Raw genomic sequence first — 10,525 nt, forward strand, 5'->3', positions numbered from 1 at the left:
GGCTAACTCCCTGTACTCCGATACGAACGAAGCCCCGCCCGCCACGCCGCCCCCGCCGACGCGCAGCACACCGCCGCCACCACCGGCGAGACGAACACCGCCCACTCCGGCAGCCCGAGCGGATACGGCCGGCCCAGCACATAGGACGCGGGCACCCAGTTGACGAAGGCGAGCGGCAGCACGAAGGTCACCCCCCGCACCAGTTCCTGCGCGAACACCGTCGGCGGATACTGCAGCAGCGTCTGCCCGCCGTAGGTGAACGCGTTCTGCACCTCGGACGCGTCCTGCGCCACGAACTGGAACGCCGCGCCCGCCACGAACACCGCGCAGAAGATCGCCGCCCCGCTCACCACCGTCACCGGAAGCAGCAACAGCTTCAGCGGCGTCCAGTGCACGTCCAGCGAGGCCAGGGCCCAGCACAGGACGATCAGCCCCTGCAGCAGACGGGCGACCCGGCGCAGGGCGAAACGGTCCGCGGCCACCTGGGCGAGCACCGGCACCGGCCGCACCAGCAGCGTGTCGAGCGTGCCGTCACGCACCCGGCGCCCCAGCCGGTCCATCGAACCCAGCGCCAGGTCCGCGGCCCCGAAGGACAGCATGGACAATCCGTACAGGAACGCCACCTCGGCCAGCACGTAACCGGCCAGCACGTCGACGTGCGAGAACATCAGCGCGATCCCGACGAAGTCCAGCCCGGTCACCACCAGGCCCCCCACGGTCGTCAGGACGAACGACGTCCGGTACGCCATGGTCGACCGGATCCACATCCCCGCGATCAGCCCGTACGCCCGCACCCCCGGCACCAGCCCGCCACCGCGCACCAGCCCGCCACCGCGCACCGGCCGGCCACCGTCAGCCACCCTGGACCACCACCCGACGCGTCGCCGCCGACTGCACCAGCCGCCCCGCCGCCAACAGCACCACCGCCCACGCGCCCTGGAGCGCGAACACCGGCACCGCGCCCGCCTCACCCATCAGGACGTCGGCCGGCCCCTGGAGGAGCGCCGCCCACGGCAGCACCCGTACGACCTCCCCGAACAGCCCCGGGAAGACGTTCAACGGCAGCACCATGCCCGAGCAGAGCAGCCCCAGGATCATCAGCATCTGCATCACCCCCGTGCCGTCCAGCAGCCAGAACGTGCTCAGCGCCACCAGATACCGGATCGCGAAACTGACCACCATCGCGAGCAGCACCGTCAGCAGGAACGCGCACCAGGTCAGCGGGTCACCGGGCAGCGCCACCGGGAAGAGCAGCACCCCGAACAGGAAGGGGACCACCCCCCGCCCCAGCAGTTGGAACCCCGACCGGCCCAGATCGTGCGCCAGCCACCACCACTGGAGGTCGGCCGGCCGGTACAGATCGATCGCGATCTCACCCGTACGGATCCGTTCCATCAGTTCGATCTCGAACCCGCCGCCCTGAACGGCCAGCGTCGCGTACAGCGCCTGCCCCAGCCACACGTACGTGACCGCCTGCGCCGGCCCGTACCCCCCGAGGTCCGGCCGCTCGTTCCACAGCGCCAGATAGGTGTACACGAGGATCAGCCCGAAAACGGTGTTGGTGAACACCCCGGCCACCGTCGCCACCCGGTACGTCGCATACCGCCGAAAGCCCCCGGCCGCCACGGCCGAATACAACCGGACCGAGCCCCCACCTGCACGTAAGCCGGTACTCGCGGCCTCGCCCACCACCGTCTCCCGACCTCTCCGCGTCCGGCGCCGAAGCGCAGGATCGTACTGCCCGCGCCTGACGCCCTGCCAGCCGATTTCCGGCGGCCCCACCGGCGACGGCCCCCGCACCGCAGCCGGCCGCCCGCGGCCGTACCCCGTACCCCGAGGGCCATACGTGTGAGAAGCCGCATGCACGGCCGGGACGCGCCGTCGACGGGGAACTGAGCACCGGATGCGACAGTCCTCTATAAGAGGAACGAAGAGCAACACATGACGCGAACGTGAATCCATCACGCATACCGCGACGAACACGGTGAAACAGGAGGCCGTACTCGACATGAGCGACGAGCCGCAGCCACAGCAGCACGGCCAGGGCTGGGCACCGCGGGAGCCGCGGACCACCGGTACCCCCCAGCGCGAAAACGGAACCGGAACCAAAACCGGGACCGGGACCGGGACCGGGCGCAAGCGGGTACGCACCGGATGGCGCCGGTACGTCCCCACCTGGCGGATGGTGCTCGGCGGCTTCCTCCTCGCCGCCCTCCTGATCGTCGGCGCGTTCTTCCTCGGCTACAGCCTGGTGCACATCCCGTCCGCCAACGCCCTCGCCACCCAACAGGCCAACGTCTACCTGTACGCCGACGGCTCCGTCCTCGCCCGCGACGGCGAGATCAACCGGGAGAGCGTCAGCCTCGACCGGATCTCCGAGGAAGCCCAGCACGCCGTCCTCGCCGCCGAGGACCGCGACTTCTACACCGAGTCCGCCGTCGACCCCCAGGCCATGATCCGCGCCGCCTGGAACACCGCCATCGGCAAGGGCAGACAGTCCGGCTCGACCATCACCCAGCAGTACGTGAAGAACTACTACCTGCGCCAGGAGCAGACCGTCACCCGCAAGGTGAAGGAGTTCTTCATCGCCATCAAACTCGACCGCGAACAGAGCAAGGACGAGATCCTCGAGGGCTACCTCAACACCAGCTACTTCGGACGCAACGCCTACGGCATCCAGGCCGCCGCCCAGGCCTACTACGGCATCGACGCACAGGACCTCGACGCCCCCCGCGCCGCCTACCTCGCCGCCCTCGTCAACGCCCCCAGCCAGTACGACGTCATCACCCACCCGGAGAACCGGCCCGCCGCCGAGTCCCGCTGGAACTACGTCCTGGACGGCATGGTCCAGAAGGGCTGGCTCGGCAAGGCGGAACGCACCGGACTGAAGTTCCCCGAGCCGAAGGAGACCACCACCTCCACCGGCATGTCCGGCCAGCGCGGCTACATCGTGCGCACCGTGAAGGACCACCTGATCCGCAACAGGATCCTCGACGAGGAGGAACTCGACGCCGGCGGCCACCGCATCACCACCACCCTGCACAAGGACAAGCAGGACGCCTTCGTCGACGCCGTCAACGACAACCTGATGGACCGGCTCGACCCGGAGAACCGCGAGGTCGACACCTACGTCCGCGCGGGCGGCGCCGCCATCGACCCCCGCTCCGGCAAGGTCGTGGCGATGTACAACGGCATCGACTACGTCAAGCAGTACACCCCCAACGCCACCCGCAGGGACTACCAGGTCGGCTCCATCTTCAAACCGTTCGTCTTCGCCTCCGCCGTCGAGAACAGATCCACCACCCAGAGCGGCCGGACCATCACCCCCAACACCGTCTACGACGGCACCAACGAACGCCCCGTCCAGGGCTGGCCCGGCGAACGCTACGCCCCGGCCAACGAGGACGACCGCTCCTACGGCCACATCACCGTCCGCGAGGCCACCGACAAGTCCGTCAACGCCGTCTACGCCCAGATGGCGGTCGACGTCGGCTCCGACAAGGTCCAGCAGACCGCCATCGACCTCGGCATCCCCGCCACCACCCCCGAACTGACCCCCTCCCCCTCCATCGCCCTCGGAGTGGCCACCGCCAGCGCCCTGGACATGGCCGAGGCGTACGCGACCCTCGCCAACCACGGCGAACACGGCGCCTACACGATGATCGAGAAGATCACCAAGGACGGGAACAAGGCGGTGCCGCTGCCCGAGCGGAGGACCCGCCAGGCCGTGAGCCGCGAAGCCGCCGACACCACCACCGCCGTCCTGCGCGGCGTCGTCCAGAACGGCACCGCCTCCGCCGCCCAGGGCGCAGGCCGCCCCGCCGCCGGCAAGACCGGCACCGCGGAGGAGGACAAGGCCGCCTGGTTCGCCGGCTACACGCCCGAACTGGCCACCGTCGTCTCCGTCATGGGCCAGGACCCCGTCACCGCCGAACAGAAGAAGCTGTACGGCGTCATGGGCCTGTCCCGCATCAACGGCGGCGGCCCCCCGGCCGAGATCTGGGCCCAGTTCACCCGGGAAGCACTCAAGGGCGAACCCGTCAGCGACTTCGACCTCCGGCTCCAGAAGGGCGCCGAGCACACCGCACCGCCCACCGCGAGCGCCGACCCCTCCTCGGGCGACCCGGACGACGACACGTTCGACACACCCGGCACGGACGAGAACGCCGACCGGGGCCAGGAGCAGGACGAGAACGGCGAGGACGGCACCGAGGGCGGGACCCGGGGCCGGACCGACGAGGGCGCCACCGGTGACATCCCCACCGGCGGCGGCACCTCGGACAGCGCCCCCGCGGGCACCACCCACGGAGCCAACGGAACGGACGGGACGGACAGGACGGGCGACATCCCCACCGGCACGGGCACGGGCACGGGCAGAGGCGACCAGGGCCAGGGCGGCCAAAGCAACCAGGGCGGCCTCACCGGCTACCTCCAGCAGAGCCCCCGCAGACAGTGAACGACCGGGAGCGAGCGGGCGACCGGGCTCAGTGCCCCGCGCTCACCTTCAGCCCCACCACCGCGACCACCAGGAGAGACGCAGAAGAAAAGGGCTGGTGACGATGGTCACCAGCCCCTCCTCAGTCCAGATCTACAGGTACAGGCCCGTCGAATCCTCCGAACCCTCGAACCGGTCCGCGGCCACGGCGTGCAGATCACGCTCCCGCATCAGCACATAGGCGGTGCCCCGCACCTCGACCTCCGCGCGGTCCTCCGGATCGAACAGCACCCGGTCACCCGGCTCCACCGTCCGCACGTTCTGCCCCACCGCGACGACCTCGGCCCACGCCAGCCGGCGGCCGACCGCCGCCGTCGCGGGAATCAGGATGCCGCCCCCGGACCGCCGCTCGCCCTCGCTCGCGTCCTGCCGCACGAGTACGCGGTCGTGCAGCATCCGGATGGGCAGCTTGTCGTGCCGGGGGTCGTGCTCGTTTCTCTTGGCGCTCACACCTGAAACCTACCTGCCCTCACCACGGACGCACGCCCTCGGGTCGCAGACCGGGTCAGCGCCTGCGCCGACGCGTCCCCAGGGTCAGCAGCCCCACGACGCCCACCACCAGCAGCGCCACCGGCACGACCCGCTCCAGCCGCGGCGCCCCGTCCGCGTCCACGAACTGCGCCTTCACATCGCTCACCGCACGATTGACCCCGACGTACGCCCTGCCGAGCGTGTGGTCGATGTTGGAGGCGACCCTGGCCTTCGCGTCCCCGACGATCGTCTTCGGGTGCACCCGCACACCGATCTCGTCGAGGGTCTCGGCCAGCACCGCGCGACGGCGGCTGATGTCCGCCTCGATCTGCGCCGGGGTTCTGGTGTCCGCCGTGTCCGCCACCGTGTCGCCTCCGAAATCCGCTGAAACCCGTACCTGTGCCGGACAGTCTGTCAGCTTCACGCCGCGCCGCACCGCCAGGGCACCCGGTTACCCTCGATCCCGGCACCTGATCCACCCAGCGCGCACGTACGAGGAGACCAGACCGATGAGCGAACGCCTCCAGCCCGGGGACGACGCCCCCGCCTTCACCCTGCCCGACGCCGACGGCAACGAGGTGTCCCTGGCCGACCACAAGGGTCGCAAGGTCATCGTCTACTTCTACCCGGCCGCGCTCACCCCCGGCTGCACCAAGCAGGCCTGCGACTTCACCGACAACCTGGAACTGCTGGCCGGCGCGGGCTACGACGTCATCGGCGTCTCCCCCGACAAGCCGGAGAAGCTCGCCAAGTTCCGCGAGAAGGAGTCCCTGAAGGTCACCCTCCTCGCCGACCCCGACAAGCAGGTCCTGGAGGCGTACGGCGCCTACGGCGAGAAGAAGCTCTACGGCAAGACGGTCGTCGGCGTCATCCGCTCCACGATCGTCGTCGACGAGGACGGCAAGGTCGAACGCGCCCTCTACAACGTCAAGGCCACCGGCCACGTCGCCAAGATCATCAAGGACCTGGCGATCTGATCCGAAGAACGCCGACGACGGCTCGTACCGGACCCCCGGTACGAGCCGTCGCGCGTTCCACGCGTAACCGTCCGATAAACGGTTCGTTACTCCGTACGAGGCTACGAACGGGTGGCCGGGATCGGAGGGGAACCGATGGGGACCAGTGCATACACCAAGGAGCGCCTGGAGGAGGCGGCCCGGGGAGCGCGGACGCTGTCGGAGGCGCTGGTGCGGCTGGGGGTGGATCCTAAGAGTTCGACGCGGGCTTACGTCCGAGAGCGGATGAGCAAGCTCGGGGTGGATGTCTCGCACTTCGAGCGTGAGGGGGTGCGATGGACCAGAGAGGTCCTTCAAGCAGCGGTCTCGGCTTCGACCAACATGTGCGAAGTGCTACGCCGCCTCGGGCTGGAGGTCGTCGGCGGCCATCACACGCACATCAGCCGCCGGATCAAGGCGTACGGCATCGACACCTCACACTTCACACCAGCGGTCCGGACCGAGCGGCAGAGGTACAACCAGCGCCGCCGTACAGCTGCGGAGATCCTCGTCGAGGACACCTCGGTTCATGCCAGGCGCATTCCGAGCAGCCGACTCAAGAGGGCGATTCGCGAACTCGGCCTGGACGAGCGCTGCGCGCTCTGCGGAATCGAGCCGGTGTGGCTCGGGGAACCGCTGCCGCTCGAGGTCGACCACATCGACGGCAACTGGCGGAACAACCGGATCGAGAACCTTCAGTTGCTCTGCCCCAACTGCCACTCGACGACGGACACTTACCGCGGTCGAGGCATGAGGTACGCCTCGTGACCAGTGGCATGCGGTACACCCCCGGACGACTGGCTGAAGCAGCCGAGAAGTGCGCCGATCTCGATGAGGTCATCGCTTTCCTGGGCGCCCGTCCGTATGGGAACCTCCGCCGGTACCTGTTGAGACGGTTCGCTCACTTCGGCATCGACATCTCGCACTTTCGCCCCTGCCGCAGACGACCTCACCCCACGGAGCACGAGCTACGAGCGGCGGTCACCGACTCGACCTCTCTGGCAGAGGTACTGCGCCGCCTGAATCGCCCTTGCAACGGCGGACAACGCACGCAGTTGCGCAAGTGGATCGCCGAGCACCGCCTCTCGACGTCACATTTCCTCGGGCAGGCCCATCAACGAGGGAAACCCGGTGCGACCACCAAGAGCCCTGAAGAGGTACTGGTGAAGCACGAGAGCACCCATCGGACAGCGACCAAGACCCTGCGCCGGGCGCTTCTCGGTGTCGGGGTGGCCGAGGAATGCGCCCACTGTGGAGTCTCCCCCGAATGGCTGGGCAAGCCCATGACCCTGGAGGTCGATCACATCAACGGCGACTGGCGGGACGACCGGCGGGAGAACTTGCGGTTGCTGTGTCCCAACTGTCACGCGATCACCAGCACGTGGTGCAGGGGAGGCACAAGGCAACGCGCGACTCCCGGTACCATGACAGGCGCCAGCGGCGGTGGCGCAACGGCGACGCAGCAGACTTAGGATCTGTGGCCCTTGATCGGGCTTGAGGGTTCGAATCCCTTCCGCCGCACACTAACGGCCTGCGAATCGAAGATTGATGCGCAGGCCGTTGCCATGTGGGCTCAGCCCAACAGCTCACGCACCGCCGGTACCAAGGCTCGGAAAGCCTTGCCGCGGTGGCTGATGGCGTTCTTCTCCGCCGCGGAGAGCTCCGCGCAGGTGCGGGTTTCGTCGTCGGGCTGGAGGATCGGGTCGTAGCCGAAGCCGCCGCTGCCGGCGGGGGTGTGGCGCAGGGTGCCCCTCAGTTGGCCTTCGACCACCCTCTCCGTGCCGTCGGGGAGGGCGAGGGCGGCGGCGCAGGCGAAGTGGGCGCCGCGGTGGTCGTCGGGGATGTCGGAGAGCTGGGCGAGGAGCAGGTCGAGGTTGGCCCGGTCGTCGCCGTGGCGCCCGGCCCAGCGGGCGGAGAAGATGCCGGGGGCGCCGCCCAGGACGTCGACGCAGAGGCCGGAGTCGTCGGCGACGGCGGGGTGGCCGGTGGCCCGGGCGAGGGCGTGGGCCTTGAGGAGGGCGTTCTCGGCGAAGGTGGTGCCGGTTTCCTTGACGTCGGGGATGTCGGGGTAGGCGTCGGCGCCGACGAGTTCGTGGGGCAGTCCGGCGTCGGCGAGGATCGACCGGAGTTCGGTGATCTTTCCGGTGTTGCGGGTGGCGAGGATCAGGCGGGTCATGGGGCCCAGTATTCCGGGCCCCGTGTCCGCTGCCGTCGGCCGCCTCGTGGTGCGGGGTGCTGCGGGGTGTACGGGGTCTACGGGGTGCAGACCTTCGTCAGTTCGCCGGCGGCGTCGGTGACGGGGCTGATGTCGGGGGTCTTGTCGCCGTTCTCGATGGAGGTGCGGACGTTGGCGGTGGCCTGTTCGAGGTGGTCGACGGCCTTGCCGACGTCGGCGTTGTCGGTCTTGTCGCCTATCTCGCCGAGGTTGCGCTCGATGGAGTCGAGGGATTCCTCGAGTTGGGTGACGTCGTCGGAGGCGTTCCCGACGGCTTGTTGGAGTTCGGTGACGCTGTCGGCGATGGCGTCGGCGGTCCGGACGCAGTCGAGTGCCTTGTCGACGGCGCTGCAGCCGGTGGTGAGTCCGGCGGTCAGTGCGACGGCCGCCAGTGTGGCGGCGACGGCTGTGGTGCGGCGTCGGCGGCTCGCGGCCATGGAACGGTTCCTCCTTGTCGGGCCGGGCGGCCCTTGCGTCCGGTGGGGTGTCCGGGTTCGTTCGTGCGTCCGTATTCCTTCAGACGCGGGGGTGGCCGGCGCGGTTGCCCGCGCCGGCCACGTCCCTTGGTGTGTCTTTTACCTTTCGAGGACGCTGTCGAGGGCGGCCTGCTGTGCGGTGGTCAGTTCCGCGCAGCCGGTGACGGCGAGGTCGAGGAGGCTGTTGAGTTCGGTGCGGTCGAAGGGGGCTGCCTCGGCGGTGCCCTGGACCTCGACGAAGCGGCCGTCGCCGGTGCAGACGACGTTCATGTCGGTGTCGGCGCGTACGTCTTCCTCGTAGCAGAGGTCGAGGAGCGGGACGCCGTCGACGATGCCGACGGAGACGGCGCTGACGGTGCCGGTGAGAGGCTGGCGGCTGGCGCGGATGAGCTTGTTGTTCCTGGACCAGTTGATGGCGTCGGCGAGGGCGACGTAGGCGCCGGTGATGGCGGCGGTGCGGGTGCCGCCGTCGGCCTGGAGGACGTCGCAGTCCAGGACGATGGTGTTCTCGCCGAGTTGCTTGTAGTCGATGACGGCGCGCAAGGAGCGGCCGATGAGGCGGCTGATCTCGTGGGTGCGGCCGCCGATGCGGCCGCGGACGGATTCGCGGTCGCCGCGGGTGTTGGTGGCGCGGGGGAGCATCGAGTACTCGGCGGTGACCCAGCCCTCGCCGCTGCCCTTGCGCCAGCGGGGGACGCCTTCGGTGACGGAGGCGGTGCAGAGGACCTTGGTGTCGCCGAAGGAGACGAGGACGGAGCCTTCGGCGTGCTTGCTCCAGCCGCGTTCGATGGTGACCGGGCGGAGTTGTTCGGGGGTGCGGCCGTCGATTCGAGACATGGCGTCGAGCCTAGTGCCCTGTGGGAAGGGCCCCTTCCGGGGTGGCGGGCTCGCCGCTGTCCGGAAGGGGCCCTGGGGGCGGGGGTTGCACGGTTGCCGGTCCGGCCCGGCCGCCGGGCCGGTCCGGTTCCCCCCGTTCACCCGGTTCGCCGGGTGTCACATCATGTCTTCGATCTCGGCCGCGATGGGGTCGGCGTCGGTGCCGATGACGACCTGGATGGCGCTGCCCATCTTGACGACGCCGTGGGCGCCGGCGGACTTCAGTGCGGCGTCGTCGACCTTGGCGGGGTCGACGACTTCGGTGCGGAGGCGGGTGATGCAGCCTTCGATCTCTTCGATGTTCTCGATGCCGCCGAGCCCGGCAACGATCTTCTCAGCCTTGGTGGCCATGTTCGCTCTCCCTGATCCGAACCGCTTTGTCGCAGTAACCCACAGTTGGCCCATCCTTGCGAGCGGTCGTGCCGTCGGTGCCGAAGGATGGCGTCACGACGGCGGAACCGTCTCCGGCTGGTCTACACCACCGGGCGGGTCGCCGCCAAACCCCGCGGCAGACGCTCCCCCTGCTCCCCCAGCGCCCCCGCACTCCCGGCAAAGGGGCCCGATGCGTGCCCAGAGTCCCGCCGGAGCCGGGCCTTCGGCCGGTCCCCTGCGTGAGCGGTGGAGCCGTTTCCTCCAGGGGCTGCAGAAGATGGGCCGCAGTCCGCAGCCGCCGATCGCCGTGCCGACGGCGGCGGCGGGCATCCTCAACCGGCTCGGTCAGCCGGACGTGTTCGGGGACGAGGGGGCCGGTCGGACGAACGCCTCCCGGGTGATGGCGGGCGCGGGCGGTGCGCTGCCGGGCGGCGCGCCGGCGGCGGTGGCGGGGTTCCTCGCCCCGCGCGCTCCGGGGCGGAACCGGAGAGGGCGGGGGAGAGCACCACCAAGGTGTGAGGGGCGACCCCTTAGACGTCGTTTCTTATGGCTGAGGCTCGTGTCGTCGACCGGCCAGGTGGGTGTCGGTGCGATGTGGAAGTCTCCGGGGCATGAGCTACGACCT

Annotated in this window: 12 protein-coding genes, 1 tRNA gene and 1 pseudogene; 6 read left to right on the plus strand and 8 right to left on the minus strand. The window is 69.7% G+C overall.

Annotated features, from left to right (window positions below):
* Positions 1-2 precede the first annotated feature (2 nt).
* Positions 3-767: an ABC transporter permease gene (locus ACWEQO_RS26700; RefSeq protein WP_452985542.1), complete on the minus strand. Its 765-nt coding sequence runs from the start codon at positions 765-767 to the stop codon at positions 3-5.
* An 85-nt stretch (positions 768-852) separates the two neighbouring features.
* The gene (locus ACWEQO_RS26705; RefSeq protein ID WP_361449009.1) at positions 853-1,638 is read right to left on the minus strand and encodes an ABC transporter permease; all 786 of its coding nucleotides are present in this window, start codon (positions 1,636-1,638) and stop codon (positions 853-855) included.
* Positions 1,639-2,008: 370 nt separating this feature from the next.
* Here ACWEQO_RS26705 and ACWEQO_RS26710 point away from each other — a divergent pair, with 370 nt between their 5' ends.
* On the plus strand, positions 2,009-4,456 hold the full coding sequence (locus tag ACWEQO_RS26710) for a transglycosylase domain-containing protein (RefSeq protein ID WP_452985537.1): 2,448 nt from the start codon (positions 2,009-2,011) through the stop codon (positions 4,454-4,456).
* Between the two features lie 132 nt (positions 4,457-4,588).
* Here the strand turns inward: ACWEQO_RS26710 and ACWEQO_RS26715 are convergent, their stop codons facing one another.
* Both ACWEQO_RS26715 and ACWEQO_RS26720 read right to left on the minus strand, forming a co-directional pair.
* Positions 4,589-4,945: a GroES family chaperonin gene (locus tag ACWEQO_RS26715; protein WP_202277633.1), complete on the minus strand. Its 357-nt coding sequence runs from the start codon at positions 4,943-4,945 to the stop codon at positions 4,589-4,591.
* Between the two features lie 55 nt (positions 4,946-5,000).
* Positions 5,001-5,330, minus strand: a complete 330-nt coding sequence (locus ACWEQO_RS26720; RefSeq protein ID WP_279335740.1) for a DUF3618 domain-containing protein — start codon at positions 5,328-5,330, stop codon at positions 5,001-5,003.
* Positions 5,331-5,475: 145 nt separating this feature from the next.
* On the opposite strand from ACWEQO_RS26720, the gene bcp reads away from it, so the two are divergent.
* From bcp to ACWEQO_RS26740, 4 genes are all read left to right on the plus strand, one after another.
* Positions 5,476-5,943 carry a thioredoxin-dependent thiol peroxidase gene (gene bcp / locus ACWEQO_RS26725; RefSeq protein WP_279335739.1) on the plus strand — a complete coding sequence of 156 codons (468 nt, stop codon included), beginning with the start codon at positions 5,476-5,478 and terminating at the stop codon, positions 5,941-5,943.
* Positions 5,944-6,078: 135 nt separating this feature from the next.
* Positions 6,079-6,729 (plus strand): HNH endonuclease signature motif containing protein, encoded by a 651-nt coding sequence (locus ACWEQO_RS26730; RefSeq protein WP_452985538.1) that lies wholly within the window; start codon positions 6,079-6,081, stop codon positions 6,727-6,729.
* Positions 6,726-7,433: an HNH endonuclease gene (locus ACWEQO_RS26735; RefSeq protein WP_452985539.1), complete on the plus strand. Its 708-nt coding sequence runs from the start codon at positions 6,726-6,728 to the stop codon at positions 7,431-7,433. Before ACWEQO_RS26730 ends, ACWEQO_RS26735 begins: the two co-directional genes overlap by 4 nt.
* Positions 7,399-7,482: transfer RNA gene (locus ACWEQO_RS26740), tRNA-Leu, on the plus strand. The genes ACWEQO_RS26735 and ACWEQO_RS26740 overlap by 35 nt, the downstream gene beginning before the upstream one ends.
* A gap of 52 nt (positions 7,483-7,534) precedes the next feature.
* Here the strand turns inward: ACWEQO_RS26740 and rdgB are convergent.
* The 4 genes from rdgB to ACWEQO_RS26760 all read right to left on the minus strand — a co-directional run bounded on the left by rdgB (position 7,535) and on the right by ACWEQO_RS26760 (position 9,879).
* Positions 7,535-8,137, minus strand: coding sequence for an RdgB/HAM1 family non-canonical purine NTP pyrophosphatase (gene rdgB / locus ACWEQO_RS26745; RefSeq protein ID WP_452985540.1), 603 nt, complete (start codon positions 8,135-8,137; stop codon positions 7,535-7,537).
* 77 nt (positions 8,138-8,214) lie between these two features.
* On the minus strand, positions 8,215-8,613 hold the full coding sequence (locus ACWEQO_RS26750; protein ID WP_361448992.1) for a hypothetical protein: 399 nt from the start codon (positions 8,611-8,613) through the stop codon (positions 8,215-8,217).
* Between the two features lie 138 nt (positions 8,614-8,751).
* On the minus strand, positions 8,752-9,489 hold the full coding sequence (gene rph, locus ACWEQO_RS26755) for a ribonuclease PH (RefSeq protein WP_452985541.1): 738 nt from the start codon (positions 9,487-9,489) through the stop codon (positions 8,752-8,754).
* 156 nt (positions 9,490-9,645) lie between these two features.
* Positions 9,646-9,879 carry a PTS glucose/sucrose transporter subunit IIB gene (locus tag ACWEQO_RS26760; protein ID WP_361448986.1) on the minus strand — a complete coding sequence of 78 codons (234 nt, stop codon included), beginning with the start codon at positions 9,877-9,879 and terminating at the stop codon, positions 9,646-9,648.
* A gap of 211 nt (positions 9,880-10,090) precedes the next feature.
* On the opposite strand from ACWEQO_RS26760, the pseudogene ACWEQO_RS26765 reads away from it, so the two are divergent.
* Positions 10,091-10,334: pseudogene (locus ACWEQO_RS26765) on the plus strand (PTS transporter subunit EIIC); the annotation flags it as partial.
* Positions 10,335-10,525 lie beyond the last annotated feature (191 nt).

The sequence above is a fragment of the Streptomyces sp. NPDC004051 genome (assembly GCF_053604275.1).

What these genes read in the sequence shown, in the direction of transcription:
- ACWEQO_RS26760 (WP_361448986.1), bottom strand. Translation starts at nt 9,879, where the DNA reads ATGGCCACCAAGGCTGAGAAGATCGTTGCCGGGCTCGGCGGCATCGAG.
- ACWEQO_RS26710 (WP_452985537.1), top strand. Translation starts at nt 2,009, where the DNA reads ATGAGCGACGAGCCGCAGCCACAGCAGCACGGCCAGGGCTGGGCACCG.
- ACWEQO_RS26750 (WP_361448992.1), bottom strand. Translation starts at nt 8,613, where the DNA reads ATGGCCGCGAGCCGCCGACGCCGCACCACAGCCGTCGCCGCCACACTG.
- bcp (WP_279335739.1), top strand. Translation starts at nt 5,476, where the DNA reads ATGAGCGAACGCCTCCAGCCCGGGGACGACGCCCCCGCCTTCACCCTG.
- rph (WP_452985541.1), bottom strand. Translation starts at nt 9,489, where the DNA reads ATGTCTCGAATCGACGGCCGCACCCCCGAACAACTCCGCCCGGTCACC.
- rdgB (WP_452985540.1), bottom strand. Translation starts at nt 8,137, where the DNA reads ATGACCCGCCTGATCCTCGCCACCCGCAACACCGGAAAGATCACCGAA.
- ACWEQO_RS26730 (WP_452985538.1), top strand. Translation starts at nt 6,079, where the DNA reads ATGGGGACCAGTGCATACACCAAGGAGCGCCTGGAGGAGGCGGCCCGG.
- ACWEQO_RS26700 (WP_452985542.1), bottom strand. Translation starts at nt 767, where the DNA reads ATGTGGATCCGGTCGACCATGGCGTACCGGACGTCGTTCGTCCTGACG.